Consider the following 21,487-nt stretch of genomic DNA (forward strand, 5'->3'; position numbering starts at 1 on the left):
AGGCTGATCGAGCCGCCGTCTCTCGAGAGGGGCGCGCAATTCCTTTCGTTGCCCTTAAGTACTCGACGGGGGTAGCTTTCGATGCGATACGTGTAGGGGACCGATCCCCGAGTCCAGACGGGCGACGATAACAGACACGGTGTCGTGGTAGCCAAGCGGCCCAAGGCGCATGGTTGCTAACCATGTGGCGTCAAGCCTCCGGGGTTCAAATCCCCGCCACGACGTCGGATTCACAGTACTGGCGCGCTTGCGTCAGCTTTCCGTGCGCGCACGAAAGACAGAGATACACGACATATGAGCGAGGAAGAACCACAAGAACAAGAAGAGGATGAAGACCTTCAGTACTTCGTCCGCATCGGTCAGACCGACCTCGACGGGACGAAATCCGTCGAACGGTCGCTGTCCGAACTGAACGGCGTCGGTCGTCGGACCGCCCGTATCATCGCGGAGGAAGCTGAAGTCGACCGCACCGCAACCTTCGGTCGACTGGACGAAGACGTCATCGACGAGGTCGTCGAAGTCGTCGAGAACTACGCCGACGAAGTCCCGGACTGGCTCGCGAATCGCCAGCACGACTTCTACACCGGCGAAACGACCCACGAGATCGGTAACGAACTCCAGTTGACCCGACAGCAAGACATCAACCGGATGAAGATGATCGACTCCTACAAGGGCGTCCGCCACAAGCGCGGCCAGAAGGTTCGCGGACAGCGAACCAAGTCCACCGGTCGTACCGAGGGGACGATCGGAGTCAACGTCGAGGAGATCCGGGAAGAGCAGGCGGAGGAAGCCGCCGCCGAGGAGGATGACGAATAATGCCACTCGGAACGGACACCAAAAACTACGAGACGCCGAACCACCCCTACCAGGGCGAGCGCATCGCCAGCGAGCACTCGCTGCTTGATCGCTACGGTCTGACGAACAAAGAAGAGCTCTGGCGTGCACAGTCTCAGCTTCGCTCCTACCGGCGCGAGGCCCGTGACCTGCTCGCACAGCCAGCGGACGAAGAAACCGTCGCCCGGCGAACCGAGGAGTTCCTCGGCCGACTCGCCCGCGTCGGCTACCTCGACGAGGCCGACGAACTCGGCGACGTTCTCTCCTTAGAGATCGAGGACGTTCTCGAGCGTCGTCTCCAGACGATCGTCTACCGGAACGGACTGGCCAACACGCCACAGCAGGCTCGCCAGTTCATCAATCACGGCCACGTCGTCGTCGGCGAACGTCGACACACGGTGCCGTCGTACGTCATCGACGTCGACGAGGAAGACGACGTCGAATTCGACGAGAACAGTCCACTCGCGGACGAGCTCCACCCGGAACGAGCGGAGGAACAATAAATGGCAGACGACGACAAATGGGGCGTTGCCCACGTACACGCATCGTTCAATAACACAATCATGACCGTGACCGACCTCACGGGCGCGGAGACGATCGCGAAGTCCTCCGGCGGGACCGCGGTCAAGCAAAACCGCGACGAAGCGTCGCCGTACGCTGCCATGCAGATGGCCGAAGCGGTGGCCGAAGAGGTCAAAGCGGCCGGCATCACTGGTCTCCACGTCCGCGTTCGCGGCCCCGGTGGCAACTTGCAGAAGTCACCCGGTCCCGGCGCGCAAGCGACGATTCGCGCGCTCGCACGCTCCGGCATCGAGATCGGTCGCATCGAGGACGTCACACCGATCCCACACGACGGATCGCGTGCCCCGAAAGGGAAGGGCGGATACTAGACCATGACCGCAGAGTACGACGTCGAGTTCGTCGAAACCGGGGATCGAAAGGCTCGATTCCTCGTCCGCGGGGTCACCCCCGCGTTCGCGAACGGCCTCCGTCGAGCGATGGTCGCCGACGTGCCGACGATGGCCATCGACGAGGTCCGCTTCATCGAGAACTCGTCGGTGATGTTCGACGAACAGCTCGCGCTTCGACTCGGGCTCGTCCCGCTTTCGACCCCACCCGAAGGCGAGTTCGTCGACGACGACACCGTCACACTCTCGATCGACGTCGAGGGACCGGGTACGGCGTACTCGGGAGATCTCGTCTCGAGTGACGGCCTCGTCCAGCCGGCCGACGAGAACGTGCCGATCATCGACCTCAAAGACGACCAGCGTCTCGAGGCAGAGGCCGATGCCGTCATCGAGCGCGGGAAAAACCACGCCAAACATCAGGGCGGCGTGGCCGTCGGCTACCGACATCTCCAGCGCGTCACCGTCGACGGCGACCTCCCCGAGTTCGAGGACGAACAATCCCGGATCGTTCGCGGCGTCATCGAAGACGACGGCGAACTGATCCCGACCAGCGAGTTCGACGACGACCTGTCGAACCGCTACCCCGGCAAGGAAGTACACGTCGAAGACGTGCCGAACGCCTTCGTCTTCCACGTCGAGACCGACGGATCGTTCACCGTCGCCGAACTCGTCACGCGAGCCGTCGACACGCTCGAGGCCCGCGCGACGGAACTCGAAGAAGCAGTACAGCTATAATCAACGGATGACACTACCCCAACTCCCCGCCACCCAGACGATGGCCGCCGTCGCCGCCGGCTACGAGAGCGGCGCGCCGACAGTCACGCGAACCGAAAGGGGTTTGAAGGGGCGAGGGGTAGTCGGAAGTGCGGGCAGGGATAGCCAAGTCAGGCCAACGGCGCAGCGTTCAGGGCGCTGTCTCGTAGGAGTCCGCAGGTTCAAATCCTGCTCCCTGCATCACTTCTCCGCGACTCTCACCTCGAGAGTCGCACCTTTGCAGCATTTGGAGGACACCAATGAGTAGTAAAACCAATCCGAGGCTCAACGATCTTATCGCCGAGCTGAAGTCCGCCTCGCGAAGCGCGGACGCAGACGTCTGGCGTGATATCGCGGACCGTCTCGAGAAACCCCGTCGGAGTCACGCGGAAGTGAACCTGGGGCGTATCGAGCGGTACGCGCGAGAAGAAGAGACTGTCGTCGTTCCCGGCAAGGTGCTGGGTTCGGGCGCACTTCAGAAGAACGTCACCGTCGCCGCCGTCGACTTCTCGTCGTCGGCAGAGACGAAAATCGACCAGGTCGGCGAGCCAGTACCGCTCGAGCAAGTGCTCGAAGAGAACCCAGAAGGAAGCGACGTCCGGGTGATCGCATGAGCTACGCAGAGTTCGATGCGGACGTCGTCGTCGACGCTCGAGACTGCATCCTCGGTCGCGTGGCCAGTCAGGTCGCACAGCGCGCACTGGACGGCGAAACGGTCGCCGTGGTCAACGCCGAGGATGCGGTCATCACCGGCGACAGAGACGACGTTATCGATACCTACCGGACGCGAACGCAGCTCAGTTCCGATCAGGGACCGGCGTACCCGCGTCGTCCCGACATGATCTTCAAGCGGTCCATTCGAGGGATGTTGCCGCACAAGAAACCGCGCGGCCGCGAGGCGTTCGAAGGCGTCCGCGTCTACGTCGGCAACCCCTACGAGAACGACGACGACCGCGAGGCCGAGATCCTCGAGGACACGTCGCTCGATCGGCTCTCGAACATTCGCTTCGTTCACCTTCAGGAAGTCGCAGAACAGTTAGGTGCTAACGTCACATGGTAACGAACACAAGTGGTAAGAAAAAGACCGCGGTCGCTCGAGCGACCGTTCAGGACGGCGAAGGTCGCGTCAGAATCAACTCCCAGCCGGTCGAGCTGGTCGAGCCGGAGATGTCCCGACTCAAGATGCTCGAGCCGTTCCGCATCGCCGGCGAGGACCTCCGGGACGGAGTCGATATCGACGTTCGCGTCGAGGGTGGCGGCATCAGCGGACAGGCAGACGCCGTCCGAACCGCCATCGCTCGCGGCATCGTCCAGCACGCAAACGACGCCGAACTCCGGGACGCCTACATGGAGTTCGATCGCTCGTTGCTCGTCAACGACGTTCGCCAGTCCGAACCCAAAAAGTGGGGCGGCCCGGGCGCTCGGGCGCGCTACCAGAAGTCCTACCGCTAAGGTGATTCAGATATGATGGTACCGGTCCGGTGTTTCACGTGTGGTAACGTCGTCGCCGAACACTGGGAAGAATTCGACGAACGAGCGAACGAGGGAGACGAGGATCCGGAAGCGGTACTCGACGAACTCGGCGTCGAGCGCTACTGCTGTCGGCGCATGCTCGTCTCGCATCGCGACCTCGTCGACGTCGTCTCACCATACCAGTAATGCAACAGCAACACCACAACCGATACGAGAAGGCACGAATCCTCGGCGCTCGAGCGCTGCAGGTGTCCTACGGTGCGCCCGTTCTGATCGACACCGACCAGACCGAGCCGATTCTCGTCGCCGCCGAAGAGTACGACGCCGACGCACTGCCCTTTACGGTCAAACGAGGGAAGCAATGACGCTCATCACCGACGTTCGCCTCCGACGGATACTCGACTCGCGGGGAAACCCGACCGTCGAGGCCGACGTACTCACCGAGAGCGGCGGGTTCGGTCGCGCCGCGGCACCGTCCGGAGCGAGCACGGGCGAGTACGAGGCGATCGAGCGTCCGGCCAGCGAGGCGATCGCTGCGGCGCGCGAACACGCCGTGCCGCGACTCGTCGGTGAGGTCTACGCGGGGAACCAGCGCGAAGTCGACGGCGCACTTCGCGCGGCCGACGGAACGGACGACTTCTCGAAGATCGGAGCCAACAGCGCCGTCGCCATCTCGATGGCCGCGGCGAAAGCGGGTGCCGACGTCCTCGGCGCGCCGCTGTTCCAGCATCTCGGCGGGACCTTTCGGGGCCGAGACTTCCCGACGCCGCTCGGGAACGTCGTCGGTGGCGGCGAACACGCCGCCGACGCGACCGACATTCAGGAGTTCCTCTCCGCACCCGTCGGCGCGCCGAGCGTCGCCGATGCCGTCTTCGCGAACGCGGCTGTCCACGCGAAAGTATCCGATCTGTTGGCAGAACGCGGCGTCGCCTGTGGCAAGGGCGACGAGGGCGCGTGGGCACCGTCGATCGACGACGACGAGGCGTTCGAACTCGTCGACGAGGCCGTCTCGGCCGTCTCCGAAGAGGTTGGCTTCGAAATCGGCTTCGGACTCGACGTCGCCGCGGCGGAGATGTACGACGACGAAGCCGGCGTCTACGAGTACAGCGATACGACCTGTACCACAGACGAGCAGATCGAGTACATTGCGACGCTCGTCGACGAATACGATCTGGTCTACGTCGAGGATCCGCTCGACGAGAACGACTACGGCGCGTTCGCCGAGTTGACCGACAGGGTCGGAGACAAGACGCTCGTCTGCGGTGACGATCTGTTCGTCACCAACACCGAGCGACTCGCCACCGGCATCGATCGCGGCGCGGCAAACAGCATCCTGATCAAGCCGAACCAGATCGGGACGCTCACCGACGCCTTCGACGCGATCGAACTCGCGACCGACAACGGCTACGATTCGGTCGTCTCCCACCGGTCGGGCGAGACCGAAGACGCGACGATCGCACACCTCGCCGTCGCGACCGACGCTCCGTTCATCAAGACGGGCGCCGTCGGCGGCGAGCGAACCGCAAAGTTAAACGAGCTTATCAGAATCGCAGACGACGCGACATGACTGACAACGACGCACAACAGGAAGGGCTCGACGCCGCCGAGGAGGAGATCGACGAGGAGCCGGCCGAAGGGGCCGGTCCCGCCGCCGATCCCGCCGACGACGTCGAGCCAGCAGACGAACAGTCCGCCGACGCCGACGAACCGGCCGAGGCCGAACCAGACGAGGACGCGGGACCGACCCTCGACGACGACGTGATGTCCGACGAGGAAGCGGACCTGCTCATCCCTGTCGAGGATTACCTCGGTGCCGGTGTCCATATCGGTACCCAGCAAAAGACCGCGGACATGGAGCGGTTCATCCACCGCGTCCGAACCGACGGGCTCTACGTCCTCGACGTATCGAAGACCGACGGCCGCATTCGAACGGCCGCGGACTTCCTCGCGAACTACGACGCCGAGCAGATCCTGGTCACCTCGAGTCGCCAGTACGGTCGGTTCCCGGCGGAGAAGTTCGCCGAGGCCGTCGGCGCTCGAGCGCGAACGGGTCGGTTCATCCCGGGGACGCTCACCAATCCGAAGTACGACGGCTACATCGAACCCGACGTGGTCGTCGTGACTGACCCGATCGGTGACGCCCAGGCCGTCAAGGAGGCCATCACCGTCGGGATCCCCGTTATCGCGATGTGTGACTCGAACAACCAGACCAGTAACGTCGACCTCGTCGTTCCGACGAACAACAAGGGTCGAAAGGCCCTGTCGGTCGTCTACTGGCTGCTCGCGAACGAAGTCCTCGACAAGCGCGGCGCCGAGCCGTCGTACTCACTCGAGGACTTCGAGAGTATGGTCTGATTCGACGCGAATTTTCTCGTTTCAGTTCTGATCCGGGGAGCGCCGCCAGCGGTCGCAACTCACGCCCGAGAGAGCGACGCCGTCGAATGCGGTTAGCTCGAGGCGATTTCGACGAGTTCCTGCAGTCGGGCAGCGGCGTCGGTCGCCGTCGCGCCGAAGACGAACGTAATTGGCTCGATGCCGAACGCGCCGCGGTGGTATGCGACGCGGGGAACGGTGCCTGCGTCGTCAAAGCGCACTTCGAGCCGATCCGCCCGCTCCTCGTAACTGGCGTCGAACTCGAGCGGATCGTATCCGAGTTCGCTCGCGGCCTCGAGTAAGCGATCGTCTGTCGCGACGTTGATCGCGCCGCGGGTTTCCGGATCGACCGTATTCGCTGCGAGCACGGCCGTCGCGACGTGACTCGAGGCGCCGAACTCGGGATTTGCTGGCACCTCCACGCGCCCGCTCATCGAGTAGATTCGGCCGGGAATCGCGGCGACGTCGGTTTCGTCGCTCGCGTCCGGAAGCGCCATTCCGACGTTGGTTCCGACGTTCGGGACGTACTCGGCCATCCCGGGGATCGCCGCGAGCGTGCGAGCGGCCGATCGGACGTCCGTGAGGACTTCGCGTTCGGCTCGAACGTCCGTGTCGAGCCCGCGAACGCAGAGATCACAGCCGAGTCCTTGCAGTTCGGGCATCTCCGCCTCGTGAAGTTCGCAGATCGGGCCTCGATCCTCGAGGCGCTGAATCAACGCGAGGAGTTCGGCGAGGGCGTCGTAGCCGTCCATCTCGCCGGTGTGAATGCCCTCGGCGAGTCGGTCGACCGTCGCCACCGTATCCGGATCGGTCCGGAACCGTTCCTCGCCGCCCGCCTCGCCAGCGATGTACTTGCTGATCGCGGCCTGGGTGACGCTCAGTTCGGTCGCAATCTCGTTCTGGGTCATCCCGCGTTCGGAGAGTCGTCTCGCGAGCATCGCCCTGACCGTCGGAAGGAATCGGTCGACGACGAGTTCGCTCGGCAGGACCAGCGACATGTTCTCGGTGGTTGTGCCGTCAGTGCCATAAATTCGACTACACCGTGCGAGCTACACGCACCGCTCGAGTCGATCGGTCCACTCGGATTGAACGTCCCGCTCGAACCGAACACATCGTCCGATCCGATATCGTCGCTCGAGACGAACACATCGTCCGGGACGACACATCGCTCGGATCGATCGAACCGGCGAACCCGCGCGAAACAACGAAAGACATACCCGTCGAGACTCGACAGTAGACGTATGAGACAGTACCTCTTCACGTTCGAAGAAGAGCACCTCCCGCCCGCGGTGATGTTGGCCGTTGGTCTCCTGTTCGCGATTTTTGCGGCCGGAATTGCCTACCAGCTGCTCGCTGCGCTCGTTCTTTAAATCGGACCCGACAGTATCGGTCCGCGTGACAGTGTTGGTCAGTTACACGGAATCTCCGGAAGACAGGTATTAAGCCGAGAGACACGAATCTGTCGATAATGGCACTCTCGAGCGCTCCCGGGAAGGTGTACCTCTTCGGGGAGCACGCGGTCGTCTACGGGGAGCCCGCGGTTCCCTGTGCGATCGAACAGCGCGCACGCGTCGGCGTCGAGCGCCGCGACGACGAGAAGATTCGAGTCAACGCGGAGGATCTCAGCCTCGACGGGTTCACCGTCGAGTACGGCGGACGGACCGAGGACGAACCCGATATCGATGTCTCCGAGTCACTGCTGGCGGCCGCGACGGGCTACGTCGACGAAGCAATTGCGCAGGTCCGGGACGTGACCGGCGAGGAGGACGTCGGCTTCGACGTCACCATCGAGAGCGATATCCCGCTCGGGGCGGGGCTCGGCTCCTCGGCCGCCGTCGCCGTCGCCGCGATCGACGCCGGAACGCGCGAACTCGGAACGACCCTCGAGGTCGAGGAGATCGCTGATCGCGCGTTCAGAACCGAGTACGAGGTCCAGGACGGGCAGGCCTCGAGGGCGGACACGTTCTGTTCGGCGACCGGCGGCGCGGTCAGGGTCGAAGGCGACGACTGTCGGACGATCGACGCGCCCGACCTGCCGATCGTGATCGGCTTCGACGGCGGCGCGGGCGACACCGGAAAGCTCGTCTCCGACGTGCGCGACCTGCGCGAGGAGTACGAGTTCGCGGCGAACACCGTCGAATCGATCGGAAACATCGTGCGAAACGGCGAGCAGGCGCTCGAGAACGGAGATGTCGAGGAACTCGGTCGGTTGATGAACTTCAACCACGGGTTGCTCTCGGCGCTCGGCGTCTCGTCTCGCTCGCTCGACGCGATGGTCTGGGCGGCACGCGACGCCGATGCCTACGGCGCGAAACTGACGGGGTCGGGCGGTGGCGGCTGTATCGTCGCGCTCGATCCGACGGAGGCGACCGAAACGGCGCTGAAGTTCACGCCCGGCTGTGAGGACGCGTTCCGGGCGGAACTCGCCGACGAAGGAGTGTGTCGGCTCGAATGAGCGCGACGATCCTGAAACTCGGCGGCAGCGTCATCACCGACAAGGAACGACCGGAGACCCTCGACGGGCCAGCCCTCGAGCGATCGGCGGCCGCGGTCGCGTCGGCGCTCGAGAGGGGGTCGCTCGTGGACGGTCTGGTCGTCGTCCACGGCGGCGGCAGCTTCGGCCACCACCACGCGAGCGAACACGGGGTCACGACGACCGAGGGAACAGACGAGATCGAGGCGGTGGTCGACATCCACGGCGCGATGGAGACGCTCAATCAATTCGTCCTCTCCCGGCTCCACGCACAGGACGTGCCTGCTGTTCCCATCCATCCGTTTTCGACTGCCTCTCGAGACGAGACGGGAACGCTCTCGCTGCCGACCGCACAGGTCGAGGCGATGCTCGAGGCGGGATTCGTCCCGGTACTCTACGGCGACGTTGTCGCGACTGCGGGGGCGGGAGCGACGATCATCAGCGGCGATGAACTGGTCACGGAACTCGCTCGAGCGCTCGACGCGGACCGCGTCGGGCTCTGTTCGACCGTTCCGGGCGTGCTCGACGACGACGACGCCGTCGTCGACCGGATCACGTCGTTCGAAGACGTCGACGCGATCCTCGGCGAGAGCGAGGCGACGGACGTGACCGGCGGTATGGCGGGGAAGGTCCAAACGTTGCTCGAACTCGAGGCTCCCGCGTCGATTTTCGGGCTCGAGTCGATCGACGCGTTTCTGGCCGGCGAATCCGTCGGCACCGCTATCGAGTGAGCGGGGTTCCAACCCACTGCGTTTTTAACACCCCGGCGTGTACAACCCCTTACCGAAACCCGCGGGCAAGTGCGTTCGCGACTCACGGCGATCGTGGGTTCGAACGGAGGAAACGACCTCCGCGAGCGCATAGCGGGATGGCCGACGTGCTGTAAGACGCCGGGGCCGAGAAAACAGCAGTCCGCGGACCGTTTCGTTGAGAGTCCACGCGGCTTTCAGTGCTACAATCATGGAAATCGAAATTGCAACTATTGGCGGTTACGAAGAAGTCGGACGGCAGATGACTGCCGTTCGCGCCGGAAACGACGTCGTCATCTTCGATATGGGTCTGAACCTCTCGAAGGTTCTCATCCACGATAACGTCGAGACCGAACGGATGCACAGCCTCGATCTGATCGACATGGGAGCGATCCCCGACGATCGGATCATGTCCGAACTCGAGGGCGATGTCCAGGCGATCGTCCCGACACACGGCCACCTCGACCACATCGGTGCCATCTCGAAGCTGGCCCACCGATACAACGCGCCGGTCGTCGCGACGCCGTTTACGATCGAACTGGTCAAACAGCAGATCGAAGGCGAGCAGAAGTTCGGTGTCGAGAACGACCTCGTCAAGATGAGCGCCGGCGAGACGATGACTATCGGCGACGAGGGCGTCGAACTCGAGTTCGTCAACGTGACCCACTCGATCATCGACGCAATTAACCCGGTCCTTCACACACCCGAGGGCGCGATCGTCTACGGCCTCGACAAGCGCATGGACCACACGCCGGTCGTGGGCGACCCGATCGACATGAAGCGGTTCCGAGAGATCGGTCGTGAAGACGAGGGCGTCCTCTGTTACATCGAGGACTGTACCAACGCGAATAAGAAGGGCCGAACGCCCTCCGAGAACGTCGCGCGCGAACACCTCCGGGACGTCCTCTACAGCATGGAGGACTACGACGGCGGGATCGTGGCGACGACGTTCTCGAGTCATATTTCGCGCGTGACCAGCCTCGTCGAGTTCGCCAAGGACATCGGCCGCCAGCCGGTCTTGCTGGGCCGGTCGATGGAGAAGTACTCGGGAACCGCAGAGCGACTCGACTTCGTCGACTTCCCGGACGATCTGGGGATGTTCGGCCACCGCAAGTCGGTCGATCGGACGTTCAAACGGATCATGAACGAAGGCAAGGAGAACTTCCTCCCCGTCGTGACCGGCCACCAGGGCGAACCGCGCGCGATGCTCACCCGCATGGCTCGGGGCGAAACGCCGTACGAATTGGACGACGGCGACAAAGTCGTCTTCTCCGCTCGCGTTATCCCGGAGCCGACGAACGAGGGCCAGCGGTATCAGGCCGAACGCCTGCTCGGTATGCAGGGCGCGCGAATCTACGACGAGATCCACGTGTCCGGCCACCTCAATCAGGAAGGACACTACACGATGCTCGACGCGCTCGAGCCACAGAACATCATCCCGGCCCACCAGGACCTCAAGGGACTGTCGGGCTACGTCAACCTCTGCCAGAGCGAAGGCTACAAGCTCGGACGTGATCTGCACGTCTCGAGCAACGGAAACCTCATCCAGCTAGTCGATTGATATGACCACTTCAGAGGCGAGAGAACAAGCCGTGCTCGAGGGCGTTCGCAAGCGCCGCGAACGGGTCAACGAGGCGATCCCCGACGAGTTGCCGATTCAGCGTCCCGAACGACTCTACGAGGCGTCGCGGTACCTGCTCGATGCCGGCGGCAAACGGCTTCGTCCCGCGGTGTTGCTGACGGCTGCGGAAGCGCTCGCGGACGTCGAGCCGCTGTCGACGCCCTACCGTGAGTTTCCGTCGCTGGCCGACGGCACCGTCGACATGATGGCCGCCGCGGTGAGTGTCGAAGTGATCCAGTCGTTCACGCTGATCCACGACGACATCATGGACGACGACGACCTCCGCCGCGGCGTCCCGGCCGTCCACAAGGAGTACGACACCGAGACGGCGATTCTCGCCGGTGACACGCTCTACTCGAAGGCGTTCGAGATCATGCTCGAGGCGGGCGCCGAACCGGACGCCATCGTCGAAGCCCTCGACATCCTCGCGACGACCTGCACGAAGATCTGCGAGGGCCAGTCGCTCGACGTCACCTTCGAACAGCGCCGAGACGTCACGCCCGAGGAGTACCTCGAGATGGTCGAACAGAAGACCGCGGTGTTGTACGCGGCATCGGCGTGCCTTCCGGCGGTGTTGATGGGTGCCGACGAAGACACCGTCGACGCGCTCTACGGCTACGGGCTCGATATCGGCCGCGCGTTCCAGATACAGGACGATGTTCTCGATCTGACGGTCCCGAGCGATAAACTCGGGAAACAGCGAGGGAGCGACCTCGTCGAGAGCAAACAAACACTAATAACCGTTCACGCACGCGAGCGCGGCGTCAACGTCGAGGAACTGCTCGAGTCGGTCACGGTCGAAACCGTCACCGAAGCCGAAATCGACGACGCGGTCGCGCAACTCGAGTCGGTCGGGTCGATCTCGTACGCCAACGAGACGGCTCGAGACCTCGTCACGCAGGGGAAGGATCGACTGGACGTTCTCGCGGACAACGAGGCGCGCCAGCAGCTGTGTGAGCTGGCGGACTACCTCATCGAACGCGGTTACTAACCGATCGAACGCGATTACTGACGAGGCGGGCGAGCGGTTCGACCGCAATCGCTTTTTCCGCACTGGGAACGTCGATACGCCTCGAGCGGCCGGACCGACACCGCGACAGTTTTGGGTCGGCGTGAACACCCTCTCCTCATGGACGACGATCTGCGCGAACGCGTCGAGCGCGAAGCCGAAAAGCACGCGCTCTTGAACGCGGTGAAACACGAGAGCGACGCGAACGTCGGGGCGGTAATGGGGCCGATGATGGGCGAGAACCCGGCGTTTCGAGAGCACGCCGACTCGATTCCCGGCGTGGTCGGCGGCGTCGTGAGCGAGGTGAACGGCCTCGGACACGACGAGCGACGAGCGCGTCTTGAGACGCTGGCACCCGAGCAGTTAGCCGAGATCGAGCCGAAGACGAAGGCGAGGACCACCCGCTCGGGGACTTGCCGAACGTCTCCGAGTACGACGAGATTCGAATGCGATGTGCGCCGAATCCGAACGGCCCGTGGCACATGGGCCACGCGCGCATGCCGGCGGTCATCGGGACCTACAAGGAGCGATACGATGGCTGGTTCTGCGTTCGCTTCGACGACACCGATCCGGAGACCAAGCGTCCGGACCTCGACGCCTACGACGCGATCCTCGAGGACACCGAGTACCTCGGTTCGAACCCGACGCGACCTTCACGGCCAGCGATCGCCTCGAGATCTACTACGATCACGCGCGGAAACTGATCGAGATGGGCGGAGCCTACACCTGTTCGTGTTCCGGCGAGGAATTTAGCGACCTCAAGAACAACGGCGAGGCCTGCCCGCACCGAGACAAGGACGCCGAGACGGTTCTCGACGAGTTCGAAGACATGATGGCGGGCGTCTACGACAGCGGCGAGATGGTCCTCCGGGTCAAGACTGACATCGAACACAAGAATCCGGCGCTCCGGGATTGGGTCGCGTTCCGGATGATCGATACGCCACATCCTCGCGAGGAGGCCGCGGAGTTTCGCTGTTGGCCGATGCTCGACTTCCAGTCGGGTATCGACGATCACATCGTCGACATCACCCACATCATCCGCGGGATCGACCTGCAGGATTCGGCCAAACGCCAGCGCTTCGTCTACGAGTACTTCGGCTGGGAGTATCCGGAAGTCATCCACTGGGGCCACGTCAACGTCGACGAGTACGATTGCAAGATGAGCACGTCGACGATCAAATCGCTGATCGAAGCGGGCGAACTCGACGGGTGGGACGATCCTCGAGCGCCGACGCTTCGAAGTCTGCGCCGGCGGGGAATCCGCGGCGAGGCGATCACCGAGGCGATGGTCCAGTTGGGAACGTCGACGAGCGACGTCGACCTCGCGATGAGTTCGGTGTACGCGGCGAACCGGGATCGGATCGACGAGGAGACCGATCGGCGCTTTCTCGTCCGGGAGGGCAATCAGGTTCCGCTCGGGGGCAGTCCGCCGGACGAGGCGACGCCACCGCTGCACCCGAACCACGAGGAACGCGGGGTTCGCGAGATTCCGGTCGGCGATAGCGTCCTGCTCGAGCCCGACGACCTCCCGGAACCCGAAGAACGAATCTGGCTGAAAGGGCTCGGCTGTTTCCAGTACACTCGAGACACGCTCCAGTACACGGGCGAGGACATCGACGTAGTGCGAGAAGGTGACGTCGACGTGATCCACTGGGTACCGGCCGCCGAGAGCGTTCCAGTCCGCATGCGGACCATCGACGGGGACGTGACCGGCCGCGCGGAACCCGCGGTCGCCGACCTCGAGCCGGACGAGGTGGTCCAGTTCGAACGGATCGGATTCGCACGGATCGACCGCCACGACGAAGAGGAAACAGTAGTCTACTACGCGCACCCCTAGTCGGGTAGATTCGACGTATCGCCGCTCGTTTTGGTCGTACCGCCGTTCGTCGGTCGTTTCGGGATTTACGTCTACCACCGGTCATTTTGATTCTACTCGAGCGTGTCGTCTACGTCGTCTGGTAACGGGTCCGGCACGATCCCCTCTTCCTGGGCGAGCACTCGAGCGTGTGGCGCGCAGACGGCCCGATTCTCGTCCCACGGGATGTGCAGGAGGACCGCGGCGATCTGATCGCACCCGTCTTCGGAACAGATCATACAATGAAGTGAAACTATCACATATTTAGTTTTTCCCCGGGTCGGTGTCGGTGCGTTCGTTCGCGTGGTCTGAGCGGATTCCAGGCGTTCAGGTCGGATTCAAAAGAGGACGACCGCGACCGCGAACCCGAACAGGACCGACGCCGTGAGCAGGACCTGCACCGCCGTCGAGGCGAGGATGCCGACGGTCGCGTACGACGCGGAGCGAACGCTTCGGTCGAACGCGCCGTCGCGGACGAACTCGAGGACAAAGACGGTACCAAAGAGGCCGGCCAGCAGCCCGATGGGGCCGGTGACGATCATCAACAGAATCCCGGCGATCGCGGCGATCGCGGTCGTCTGCCAGGACGCGCCGCCGGCTCGAGCGGCGATCGCCCCGCCGACGAGTTCCGCGACGATGGCGAGCAACGCCAACGCCGAGAGTACGAGGAGTGCCAGCACACCCGGCTCGGTAAAGCCCGAGTGCCACCAGTACAGGAAGAGGCCGGCCAGCGAGAGCGTCCCGCCCGGGAGGAGCGGGACGACCGTTCCGACGACGCCGCCGATCAGCAGCGCGACCGAAAGCAGCGAGACGACATCGACCATACAGAATGCGGGCGGGGAGTCCCCAAATCACTACCGCCTCGGACGGATTCTGTACGTCGCAGGGTTAGCTGACCGATCGCGAGGTTCGACGCGCTGAACCGCTCGTGACGGTCCGCTAACTGAATTGGTCGCGGACCTCGAGTGCGGGGTCGGTTCCGTACGCGTCGACGAGCGGGATCAGGGCGTCCCCGAGTGCCCGCCGACACTGGCTCGCAGAGTGATACTCGAGTAGTTCTGCGACCGATTCCCACTCGCGACCCTGCAAGACGCGGGCGACGAGAAGCCGCTCGTCCGCTGCAGCGAGATCCGTCGGCGTCGACCCCCCCACGAGACCGTGACAGACGAGTTCGCGAAACGGGCCGGGATCGACGTCGAATTGGCCTGGCCCGTAGGCGGCCCCGGCGACGATTCGCCACTCGTGATCGGAGAGTGCGAGCGACGGCGACGCGTCGACGGTCCGGAGGACGGCGCGGATCACGTCCGGGTCGAGGTCGGCGAGCGAATCCGAGACGAACGCCGGCAGGCGACGGACGAACCGGGCCGCGTGTCTGTCGGCGAGTTCGCGCCCTCGCTCGCTCGTCGGGACGAGCATGAACGCCGAGTGCTCGCCGCTGGCGGCGTTTTTCGTCGTCGAAACGTGGACCGCGCCGAACCCGTTGTCACCCCAGAACTCGAGCAGACCCGGCGTCGCACCGAAGGCGGTTCCGAGCCAGTCGACTTCCCCGCCGAACTCCCCTCGAATCCGCTCGAGGAGCGCCGAGCCGAGTCCGCGCGAGCGCGCGGCGTGGTGGGTCGCGATGCGAATCACCCGGAGTCCGGACGGTTCGCCGGCGTCCTCGTCGCGGAGTTGGCTGGCGAGAACGTCCGGGAGGAGGTTCCCGCGAACGCGGCCGCCCTCGTACATCTCCGTTCGCGTCTCGCGTCCGAGTCCGCCCTCGCTTGCGAGCAGGGCGACGCTGACGACGTGGCCCTCGACGGTCAACGCCCGCGCCGCGAGGTTCGGCGCGTCGAGCAGGCGGGCCAGATCGTTCGGCTCCGTGCGATAGTGAGCCTGCACGAGGAGTCCGAACGCCTCCCGGAGCAGGGATTCGTCGGCCAACAGGGCCGACGGCTCGAGCGCCCGGTATCGCGCCCGATCCGGCGTCGCGTCGTCGACGAGCTGTGCGACCGGCGGTCGTGCGTCGAGGCCGAGCGCGCGAAACGACCAGACCTCGAGCGGGTCGCCGGCGGCGTAGCGGATCGGATCGGTCATCGACAGGTCGACCACCTCGTGGCTGGCCTCCTCGAGTCGGTCCCGGAAGCGAACCGAAAAGCCCCGGCCCGCGCCTTCGTAGCCGTGGATCGTGGTCGCGAAGGCGACTCGGTCGGCCTCGAGGAACCCCTCGAGGGTCGACACCGGCAGCGCCGCTGCTTCGTCGACGACGACGATGTCAGGGTCGAACGCCGCCGCTCGATCCGGACATTCACCGCCCCTACGGATCGTCCGGACGGCGGCGTCCGGACCGCGAAACTTCACTCGGCCCCCTGCGGCCGTTCGGACGTCGAGACCGTCTCGAGTCGCGTCGACTGCCGGTTCGGAGTTGGGCCGCTCACGCTCGAGCGAGTCGATGATCTCCCGCGTGCGAGCGAACAGTTCCGTCGCGTTCCTGGCCGCCGGTGCGGTAACGAGCACGTCGGAGCCCTCGAACGCGAAACACCCGGCGGCGATCCCCGCAGCGCTGGATTTTCCTCGGCCGCGGTTCGCCTCGAGAACGACGGCCCGACCGGGTTCGAACAGTGACTCCATGGCGGCGACGGCATCGGCCTGATCGTCGGTGAGACAGGCCTCGTAGGCGGCGGTCGGAAAGCACATTGGCGACTCCGCGCGTGCTCGGCGCTCGAGCGGCGTGGCTGGCTCCGAGGCCCGTGGCTGGGGCGGTGCCGGCTCGACGAGACCGTCGTCGACGATCGTCTCGCTGTTTGCATCGACGATCGCGATACCTCGGTGGGCCCGAAGCGTCTCGACCACCCGGCCGACGAACCGGCCGGTCACGTCCGCGAGCGAGGCGGGCGGCACGGCCATCGACTCCGAAAACCGGCCCCGCCGATCCGGCCACTCCTCGAGCGGCGGGGTGAGCAGGATCAACAGCCCACCCCCGTCTACCGCACCCACGACCATTCCGAGCGCGTTCGGCTGGAGGTCTGCGTGCGCATCGAGGACGAGTAGCTCGCGGGTCGTTCCGAGGAGTTCGTCCGCGCCCGTCTGTGCGACCTGTTCGCACCGAAGCCGGTCGTCGGGACCGACGAGGGTCGTCTCGGTGATCCCCACCGACAGCGCGTCGAGCACTGACTCGAGCAGGTCGTAGCCTCGCTCGCGCTCGCCGGCGATGACGAGCGCTCGCCGCTCGTTCGTCGTGGCGGCCTCGCGACGGAGGGCGAGAGCGAGGGAGACGGTATCCATACCTCTCGAGTGGTCGCCGCGAGTGTAAAAGGTCTCGACCGCAGATTGGTAGCGTCGGCCGGCAATCGCTTGCGAGTGGCTGGCACAGCGTCGCTCGTTTGGACACGCTTTTAAGGGGGGCTACGCTACTGGTGCGTACACCCTACGCGGGGTTGATGATGCTCCTAGCCCCACAGGACTTTTGCCGGATCGGCCGGCCCGGGTTGTGGGGATCGGAATAGGTCCGACACTCCAACAGCGACCCAGCGCCCGGATGGCAGGGGAGCGAGAGCCCGCGCGTAGGAGAGGTGAACAACCAATGGCAGTTTACGTAACAACAGAAATCCCAGCCGACCTCGCAGACGACGCCCTCGAGGCGCTCGAGGTCGCACGAGACACAGGCCGTGTAAAGAAAGGAACGAACGAAACCACCAAAGCGATCGAGCGCGGTAACGCCGACCTCGTTTACGTCGCGGAGGACGTCAGTCCCGAAGAAATCGTGATGCATCTCCCGGAACTCGCAGAGGAGAAAGGCATTCCCGTCGTCTTCGTCGAGACGCAGGACGATGTCGGACACGCCGCCGGCCTCGAGGTCGGCTCGGCCGCTGCGGCAATCGTCGACGCCGGCGAGGCCGGAGACGACGTCGAGGACATCGCTGGGAAGATCGAGGATCTCGACTGAGGTGACTCAAGATGAGTGCTGAAGAGGGAGAAAGCGGCTCGACGCCCGCCGAAGTTATCGAAGTCGTCGGCAAGACCGGAATGCATGGCGAGGCCATGCAGGTCAAGTGCCGAATCAAGGAGGGCGAGAATCAAGGTCGCATCATCACCCGAAACTGCCTCGGACCGGTCCGCGAAGGGGACGTACTCCAACTCCGCGAGACCGCCCGCGAGGCCGACTCGATTGGAGGACAGTAACAATGGTCGAGAAACGAACCTGCGATTACACCGGCGAAGAGATCGAGCCCGGAACGGGCATCATGTACGTTCGCAACGACGGCAGCGTACTCCACTTCGTCGACTCGAAAGCGGAGAAAAACTACAAGCTCGGTCGCGAACCGCGCGACCTCGAGTGGACGGAAGAAGGCCGGAGTGGGAAGGGGCCTTCCCAACCCGAGACGACCGCCGAGTCCGACGAGGACTCCGAGACGACTTCGGACGACGAAGCGGCCTTCGACGACGAATTCGAGGAAGCCGAGGTCGTCGACGAGGACGATACCGAATCGAGCGATTCGGATACGGATTCCGACGAAGAGTCCCTCGAAGACGACGAAGACGCTGAAGACGACGAGGACGACCAATGAGCGACCACGAACGCACCTTCGTGATGGTCAAACCGGACGCGTTCGCTCGAGGACTCGTCGGGAACGTCATCTCCCGACTCGAGGACCGCGGTCTCAAACTCGTCGGGATCAAGGTCATCAACATGCCCGAAGAGCGCGCCGAAGAACACTACGCCGAGCACACGGACAAGCCGTTCTTCGACGATCTCATCGAGTTCATCACGGCCGGCCCGGTCGTCCCGATGGTCTGGGAAGGTCAAGACGCGACACGGCAGGTCCGCCAGATGATCGGTGAGACGGATCCTCTCGAGGCTGACCCGGGAACCATTCGCGGCGACTTCGCACTCGATCTCGGCCGGAACGTCGTTCACGCGGCCGACCACGAGGACGAGGGCGCGAACGAACGCGAGATCGCGATCCACTTCGACGACGAAGAGCTGATCGATTACGATCAGCACGACGCGAACTGGCTCTACGAGTAACGCGGCGGTCGAACGACTCGATTTTTGAACGTCGTTCAAAGAATTACAACTGCTGACAACTCAATTTAAGTTTACGGGCTGTCAGGTGCAACACTGGTGGAAAGTTATACTGCCTGTACCGGACTCACAGGTAGCATCTGGCGGCGAATATATTTGAAAGAAGGTCTTTGGCCATAGTTTGGGAAGGCCACTGGCGACTTATAAATCTATGTGAGATTCTTTTATTCGATTTCGTTCGGGAAGAATTCCGTTTCCTTCGTCGAGGCCGGCGTTACTTTCGGCTGAAGAGCGATTGGACTCGTCGTGCGCTCGACCGCAACGATGTTGCGACGGTCTCGAGGGCACCGTCCGAGCCGTCCGCCGCCAACTCCTCGGCCCGTTTCTGCTCTCTGAGTTCCTTGAGCTTCGCCGTCTGATCCTCTACGGACGAACTCGAGGTCGTCGTCTTCGTCTCGCCGCCTTTGAGCCCCTTGAGGCCGGCCACCTGCGAGTCGACGCCGGACGACCGGGTCGTTTTCGCCGTGTCGCCAATCTCGACGTTGTCGAACTCGTTGCCGCTGAAGCTCAGTTGCGTGTTGTCGTCTTTTTCGACGCCGCCCCACGAGAGTTCGACGTCTTCCATCGCGTCGTCGATGTCCTGTTGAATCTCCTCGTCTGTGTAGGACTCGGAGTCCTCCCGTTCGTCCGCTCGAGCCCCGGCGACGCCGGCCGACTGGGCCAACTCGAGGTAGTGGACGATCAGCGCACCGCCCGTGGATGCAATGAGTCCCGCGATACCGACCGCGTAGATCGCGACGACTTCGACGGTGTAATTCTGGCCGAAGCCATTCCAGTCCCCGGGATACGCATAGAAGAATCCCAAGACGGCCACCAGCGTGATTGTTGCCCCCACCAGCGACGTATAGAGCATCCGTCGATTCGAGGGTAACAACACGACGATTCCCAGCATCATCGCCGGAAGCGCCAGCATTCCGAACCCATAGGCCGGTTCGGTCCACGTCACGTACGCCGTCGACTGGGGCTCATGCGTGCTCCCCCAGACGAAAAGTACCAGCGCCGTCACTGCGAGTCCGATCCCGCCGAAGAACAGCCCGAATCCAACGTAGACGTCGTTTCGACCCGACGGTTCGCCGATGTACTGGCGATAGAGGTCGAAGAGGTATCCGTCCGAATCGCCTCGTGCTACCATTGGCCCCTCATTTAGACTGCAGTACCATGACTTTTCGGACCGGCTGAACGTCCGACTGTTCGAACCGAACGTGAGGGGAGATCGTCTCGAGGGGGCCAAAGCGCCGCCGTTTTACGTGCGCCGACGAATGAAAGTGTAATGAGCCAGCAGTCGGAGTACAGCGAGGGAGACCTCCGAAACACCGGAATGAGCCTCAAACACGATCGGGAGTGGGACTACGAACTCGAGCGGATCGTCGACGAAATCGACGACCGCGACGCCACGAAGGTCGGCCTCCAGTTTCCCGAGGGTCTCAAACGCCGCGGGCCGAAGGTCGCAGACGACCTGCGAGAGCGTGTGGGCGACGACGTGACGATCATGCTCTCGGGACAGCCCTGTTACGGCGCCTGCGACCTCGATACGTACCTGATGAAACGAACCGACGTCTTCGTCCACTTCGGCCACTCGCCGATGAAGGACACGGACAAGGTGATCTACGTCCCGCTGTTCTCGAACGTCGACGTGACACCGATTATGCAAGAGGCCCTCGAGACGCTCGAAGACCCCGACGACGAACAAGAGGTCGGTCTCGTGACGACAGCCCAGCACATGAATCTCTACGAGGAGATGCGCGAGTTCCTCGAGGAGCGGGGCTACGACGTCGACAGCCGTCGCGGCGACGAACGCCTGACCCACGAAGGGCAGGTTCTGGGCTGTAATTACGCCAGCGCGGACGTGCCCGCGAACCAGATCCTCTACGTCGGCGGCGGCAAGTTCCACCCGCTCGGTTTGGCGATGGAACACCCCGACAAACACGTCGTCATCGCCGACCCGGTCAACAACGTGGTCACGGTCGCGGACACCGAGAAGTTCATGAAACAGCGCTACGGAGCGATCCACCGTGCAATGGACGCTCAGAAGTGGGGCGTCATCTTCTGTACCAAGATCGGACAGGGCCGCTGGGATCAGGCACAGGATATTCTCGACGAAAACGACGACGCCTACCTCATCACGATGGACGAGGTCACGCCCGATCGCCTCCGGAACTTCGACATGGACGCCTTCGTCAACACCGGGTGTCCCCGGATCACGACCGACGACGGCCCGCAGTTCCACAAGCCGATGCTCACCCCCGGCGAGTACGAGATCGCCGTCGGCCACGAACCGCTCGACAGCCTCGAGTTCGATACGTTCCACGGCACCTGGTAATCTCCTGTGAACACGCGTTTTGCTGGATTCGCAGATATCACTGGGAGAAGCGTT

At 63.7% G+C, this 21,487-nt stretch carries 26 protein-coding genes, 2 tRNA genes and 1 pseudogene; 24 read left to right on the forward strand and 5 right to left on the reverse strand.

The genetic code is table 11. The features are described from left to right. The first annotated feature begins 141 nt into the window (after positions 1-141). From EL22_RS06340 to rpsB, 13 genes are all read left to right on the forward strand, one after another. Positions 142-224, forward strand: a tRNA-Ser gene (locus tag EL22_RS06340). A gap of 70 nt (positions 225-294) precedes the next feature. Then, positions 295-816, forward strand: coding sequence for a 30S ribosomal protein S13 (locus tag EL22_RS06345; RefSeq protein WP_050050692.1), 522 nt, complete (start codon positions 295-297; stop codon positions 814-816). After that, entirely contained in the window at positions 816-1,337 is a 522-nt protein-coding gene (locus EL22_RS06350) for a 30S ribosomal protein S4 (RefSeq protein ID WP_050050693.1), read from the forward strand. Before EL22_RS06345 ends, EL22_RS06350 begins: the two co-directional genes overlap by 1 nt. Then, positions 1,338-1,724 carry a 30S ribosomal protein S11 gene (locus EL22_RS06355; RefSeq protein ID WP_049952951.1) on the forward strand — a complete coding sequence of 129 codons (387 nt, stop codon included), beginning with the start codon at positions 1,338-1,340 and terminating at the stop codon, positions 1,722-1,724. It abuts the gene before it with no gap. Between the two features lie 3 nt (positions 1,725-1,727). Continuing rightward, entirely contained in the window at positions 1,728-2,477 is a 750-nt protein-coding gene (locus EL22_RS06360; RefSeq protein WP_050050694.1) for a DNA-directed RNA polymerase subunit D, read from the forward strand. Between the two features lie 134 nt (positions 2,478-2,611). Then, a tRNA-Leu gene (locus tag EL22_RS06365) sits at positions 2,612-2,696 on the forward strand. Between the two features lie 59 nt (positions 2,697-2,755). After that, positions 2,756-3,109: a 50S ribosomal protein L18e gene (locus EL22_RS06370; protein WP_050050695.1), complete on the forward strand. Its 354-nt coding sequence runs from the start codon at positions 2,756-2,758 to the stop codon at positions 3,107-3,109. Continuing rightward, the gene (locus tag EL22_RS06375; RefSeq protein WP_050050696.1) at positions 3,106-3,555 is read left to right on the forward strand and encodes a 50S ribosomal protein L13; all 450 of its coding nucleotides are present in this window, start codon (positions 3,106-3,108) and stop codon (positions 3,553-3,555) included. Before EL22_RS06370 ends, EL22_RS06375 begins: the two co-directional genes overlap by 4 nt. After that, positions 3,549-3,947, forward strand: coding sequence for a 30S ribosomal protein S9 (locus EL22_RS06380; protein ID WP_050050697.1), 399 nt, complete (start codon positions 3,549-3,551; stop codon positions 3,945-3,947). Before EL22_RS06375 ends, EL22_RS06380 begins: the two co-directional genes overlap by 7 nt. 12 nt (positions 3,948-3,959) lie before the next feature. Beyond that, entirely contained in the window at positions 3,960-4,154 is a 195-nt protein-coding gene (locus tag EL22_RS06385; RefSeq protein WP_049952956.1) for a DNA-directed RNA polymerase subunit N, read from the forward strand. Then, positions 4,154-4,333: a DNA-directed RNA polymerase subunit K gene (locus EL22_RS06390; protein ID WP_050050698.1), complete on the forward strand. Its 180-nt coding sequence runs from the start codon at positions 4,154-4,156 to the stop codon at positions 4,331-4,333. The genes EL22_RS06385 and EL22_RS06390 overlap by 1 nt, the downstream gene beginning before the upstream one ends. Then, entirely contained in the window at positions 4,330-5,535 is a 1,206-nt protein-coding gene (eno, locus tag EL22_RS06395; RefSeq protein WP_050050699.1) for a phosphopyruvate hydratase, read from the forward strand. The genes EL22_RS06390 and eno overlap by 4 nt, the downstream gene beginning before the upstream one ends. After that, the gene (gene rpsB / locus EL22_RS06400) at positions 5,532-6,323 is read left to right on the forward strand and encodes a 30S ribosomal protein S2 (protein ID WP_050050700.1); all 792 of its coding nucleotides are present in this window, start codon (positions 5,532-5,534) and stop codon (positions 6,321-6,323) included. The genes eno and rpsB overlap by 4 nt, the downstream gene beginning before the upstream one ends. A gap of 92 nt (positions 6,324-6,415) precedes the next feature. Here rpsB and EL22_RS06405 read toward each other — a convergent pair whose 3' ends face one another. Further along, positions 6,416-7,339 (reverse strand): thiamine-phosphate synthase family protein, encoded by a 924-nt coding sequence (locus EL22_RS06405; RefSeq protein ID WP_050050701.1) that lies wholly within the window; start codon positions 7,337-7,339, stop codon positions 6,416-6,418. Positions 7,340-7,582: 243 nt separating this feature from the next. On the opposite strand from EL22_RS06405, the gene EL22_RS18970 reads away from it, so the two are divergent. From EL22_RS18970 to EL22_RS06435, 6 genes and pseudogenes are all read left to right on the forward strand, one after another. Further along, on the forward strand, positions 7,583-7,711 hold the full coding sequence (locus EL22_RS18970) for a hypothetical protein (protein ID WP_255349663.1): 129 nt from the start codon (positions 7,583-7,585) through the stop codon (positions 7,709-7,711). A gap of 98 nt (positions 7,712-7,809) precedes the next feature. Continuing rightward, positions 7,810-8,796: a mevalonate kinase gene (gene mvk / locus EL22_RS06415; protein WP_050050703.1), complete on the forward strand. Its 987-nt coding sequence runs from the start codon at positions 7,810-7,812 to the stop codon at positions 8,794-8,796. After that, positions 8,793-9,545: an isopentenyl phosphate kinase gene (locus tag EL22_RS06420; protein ID WP_050050704.1), complete on the forward strand. Its 753-nt coding sequence runs from the start codon at positions 8,793-8,795 to the stop codon at positions 9,543-9,545. Before mvk ends, EL22_RS06420 begins: the two co-directional genes overlap by 4 nt. A 229-nt stretch (positions 9,546-9,774) precedes the next feature. Continuing rightward, on the forward strand, positions 9,775-11,124 hold the full coding sequence (locus tag EL22_RS06425) for a ribonuclease J (protein ID WP_050050705.1): 1,350 nt from the start codon (positions 9,775-9,777) through the stop codon (positions 11,122-11,124). A gap of 1 nt (position 11,125) precedes the next feature. Further along, positions 11,126-12,175 carry a geranylfarnesyl diphosphate synthase gene (idsA3, locus tag EL22_RS06430; RefSeq protein ID WP_050050706.1) on the forward strand — a complete coding sequence of 350 codons (1,050 nt, stop codon included), beginning with the start codon at positions 11,126-11,128 and terminating at the stop codon, positions 12,173-12,175. Between the two features lie 138 nt (positions 12,176-12,313). Further along, a pseudogene (locus tag EL22_RS06435) lies at positions 12,314-14,030 on the forward strand (glutamate--tRNA ligase). 92 nt (positions 14,031-14,122) lie between these two features. Here EL22_RS06435 and EL22_RS17930 read toward each other — a convergent pair. The 3 genes from EL22_RS17930 to tmcA form a co-directional block, all read right to left on the reverse strand. Then, the gene (locus tag EL22_RS17930; protein WP_197075859.1) at positions 14,123-14,287 is read right to left on the reverse strand and encodes a hypothetical protein; all 165 of its coding nucleotides are present in this window, start codon (positions 14,285-14,287) and stop codon (positions 14,123-14,125) included. A gap of 99 nt (positions 14,288-14,386) precedes the next feature. Next, complete coding sequence (locus EL22_RS06440; protein ID WP_050050707.1) at positions 14,387-14,872, reverse strand: DUF456 domain-containing protein; 486 nt, start codon at positions 14,870-14,872, stop codon at positions 14,387-14,389. 115 nt (positions 14,873-14,987) lie between these two features. Then, positions 14,988-17,312, reverse strand: coding sequence for a tRNA(Met) cytidine acetyltransferase TmcA (gene tmcA, locus EL22_RS06445; protein ID WP_050050708.1), 2,325 nt, complete (start codon positions 17,310-17,312; stop codon positions 14,988-14,990). A gap of 298 nt (positions 17,313-17,610) precedes the next feature. Between tmcA and rpl7ae the strand changes: the two genes are divergently transcribed. The 4 genes from rpl7ae to ndk are packed head-to-tail and all read left to right on the forward strand — an operon-like array spanning position 17,611 to position 19,056. Next, positions 17,611-17,973 carry a 50S ribosomal protein L7Ae gene (rpl7ae, locus tag EL22_RS06450; RefSeq protein ID WP_050050709.1) on the forward strand — a complete coding sequence of 121 codons (363 nt, stop codon included), beginning with the start codon at positions 17,611-17,613 and terminating at the stop codon, positions 17,971-17,973. 11 nt (positions 17,974-17,984) lie between these two features. After that, a complete protein-coding gene (locus tag EL22_RS06455) occupies positions 17,985-18,209 on the forward strand; it encodes a 30S ribosomal protein S28e (RefSeq protein ID WP_050050710.1) in 225 nt (74 codons plus the stop codon). Between the two features lie 2 nt (positions 18,210-18,211). Next, positions 18,212-18,595 carry a 50S ribosomal protein L24e gene (locus EL22_RS06460; RefSeq protein WP_050050711.1) on the forward strand — a complete coding sequence of 128 codons (384 nt, stop codon included), beginning with the start codon at positions 18,212-18,214 and terminating at the stop codon, positions 18,593-18,595. Beyond that, positions 18,592-19,056: a nucleoside-diphosphate kinase gene (gene ndk / locus EL22_RS06465; protein ID WP_050050712.1), complete on the forward strand. Its 465-nt coding sequence runs from the start codon at positions 18,592-18,594 to the stop codon at positions 19,054-19,056. Before EL22_RS06460 ends, ndk begins: the two co-directional genes overlap by 4 nt. Before the next feature lie 271 nt (positions 19,057-19,327). Here the strand turns inward: ndk and EL22_RS06470 are convergent, their stop codons facing one another. Beyond that, positions 19,328-20,245: a hypothetical protein gene (locus tag EL22_RS06470; protein WP_050050713.1), complete on the reverse strand. Its 918-nt coding sequence runs from the start codon at positions 20,243-20,245 to the stop codon at positions 19,328-19,330. Positions 20,246-20,383: 138 nt separating this feature from the next. Between EL22_RS06470 and dph2 the strand changes: the two genes are divergently transcribed. Then, positions 20,384-21,433, forward strand: coding sequence for a diphthamide biosynthesis enzyme Dph2 (gene dph2 / locus EL22_RS06475; RefSeq protein WP_050050714.1), 1,050 nt, complete (start codon positions 20,384-20,386; stop codon positions 21,431-21,433). The last annotated feature ends 54 nt before the right edge of the window (positions 21,434-21,487 follow it).

It is taken from the genome of Halostagnicola sp. A56 (assembly GCF_000691505.1).
Taxonomy (GTDB): Archaea; Halobacteriota; Halobacteria; order Halobacteriales; family Natrialbaceae; genus Halostagnicola.

Excerpts from the sequence above, each read along its gene's own strand:
- EL22_RS06345 (WP_050050692.1), top strand. The coding sequence starts at position 295 with ATGAGCGAGGAAGAACCACAAGAACAAGAAGAGGATGAAGACCTTCAG.
- EL22_RS06350 (WP_050050693.1), top strand. The coding sequence starts at position 816 with ATGCCACTCGGAACGGACACCAAAAACTACGAGACGCCGAACCACCCC.
- EL22_RS06355 (WP_049952951.1), top strand. The coding sequence starts at position 1,338 with ATGGCAGACGACGACAAATGGGGCGTTGCCCACGTACACGCATCGTTC.
- EL22_RS06360 (WP_050050694.1), top strand. The coding sequence starts at position 1,728 with ATGACCGCAGAGTACGACGTCGAGTTCGTCGAAACCGGGGATCGAAAG.
- EL22_RS06370 (WP_050050695.1), top strand. The coding sequence starts at position 2,756 with ATGAGTAGTAAAACCAATCCGAGGCTCAACGATCTTATCGCCGAGCTG.
- EL22_RS06375 (WP_050050696.1), top strand. The coding sequence starts at position 3,106 with ATGAGCTACGCAGAGTTCGATGCGGACGTCGTCGTCGACGCTCGAGAC.
- EL22_RS06380 (WP_050050697.1), top strand. The coding sequence starts at position 3,549 with ATGGTAACGAACACAAGTGGTAAGAAAAAGACCGCGGTCGCTCGAGCG.
- EL22_RS06385 (WP_049952956.1), top strand. The coding sequence starts at position 3,960 with ATGATGGTACCGGTCCGGTGTTTCACGTGTGGTAACGTCGTCGCCGAA.
- EL22_RS06390 (WP_050050698.1), top strand. The coding sequence starts at position 4,154 with ATGCAACAGCAACACCACAACCGATACGAGAAGGCACGAATCCTCGGC.
- eno (WP_050050699.1), top strand. The coding sequence starts at position 4,330 with ATGACGCTCATCACCGACGTTCGCCTCCGACGGATACTCGACTCGCGG.
- rpsB (WP_050050700.1), top strand. The coding sequence starts at position 5,532 with ATGACTGACAACGACGCACAACAGGAAGGGCTCGACGCCGCCGAGGAG.
- EL22_RS06405 (WP_050050701.1), bottom strand. The coding sequence starts at position 7,339 with ATGTCGCTGGTCCTGCCGAGCGAACTCGTCGTCGACCGATTCCTTCCG.
- EL22_RS18970 (WP_255349663.1), top strand. The coding sequence starts at position 7,583 with ATGAGACAGTACCTCTTCACGTTCGAAGAAGAGCACCTCCCGCCCGCG.
- mvk (WP_050050703.1), top strand. The coding sequence starts at position 7,810 with ATGGCACTCTCGAGCGCTCCCGGGAAGGTGTACCTCTTCGGGGAGCAC.
- EL22_RS06420 (WP_050050704.1), top strand. The coding sequence starts at position 8,793 with ATGAGCGCGACGATCCTGAAACTCGGCGGCAGCGTCATCACCGACAAG.
- EL22_RS06425 (WP_050050705.1), top strand. The coding sequence starts at position 9,775 with ATGGAAATCGAAATTGCAACTATTGGCGGTTACGAAGAAGTCGGACGG.
- idsA3 (WP_050050706.1), top strand. The coding sequence starts at position 11,126 with ATGACCACTTCAGAGGCGAGAGAACAAGCCGTGCTCGAGGGCGTTCGC.
- EL22_RS17930 (WP_197075859.1), bottom strand. The coding sequence starts at position 14,287 with ATGATCTGTTCCGAAGACGGGTGCGATCAGATCGCCGCGGTCCTCCTG.
- EL22_RS06440 (WP_050050707.1), bottom strand. The coding sequence starts at position 14,872 with ATGGTCGATGTCGTCTCGCTGCTTTCGGTCGCGCTGCTGATCGGCGGC.
- tmcA (WP_050050708.1), bottom strand. The coding sequence starts at position 17,312 with ATGGATACCGTCTCCCTCGCTCTCGCCCTCCGTCGCGAGGCCGCCACG.
- rpl7ae (WP_050050709.1), top strand. The coding sequence starts at position 17,611 with ATGGCAGTTTACGTAACAACAGAAATCCCAGCCGACCTCGCAGACGAC.
- EL22_RS06455 (WP_050050710.1), top strand. The coding sequence starts at position 17,985 with ATGAGTGCTGAAGAGGGAGAAAGCGGCTCGACGCCCGCCGAAGTTATC.
- EL22_RS06460 (WP_050050711.1), top strand. The coding sequence starts at position 18,212 with ATGGTCGAGAAACGAACCTGCGATTACACCGGCGAAGAGATCGAGCCC.
- ndk (WP_050050712.1), top strand. The coding sequence starts at position 18,592 with ATGAGCGACCACGAACGCACCTTCGTGATGGTCAAACCGGACGCGTTC.
- EL22_RS06470 (WP_050050713.1), bottom strand. The coding sequence starts at position 20,245 with ATGGTAGCACGAGGCGATTCGGACGGATACCTCTTCGACCTCTATCGC.
- dph2 (WP_050050714.1), top strand. The coding sequence starts at position 20,384 with ATGAGCCAGCAGTCGGAGTACAGCGAGGGAGACCTCCGAAACACCGGA.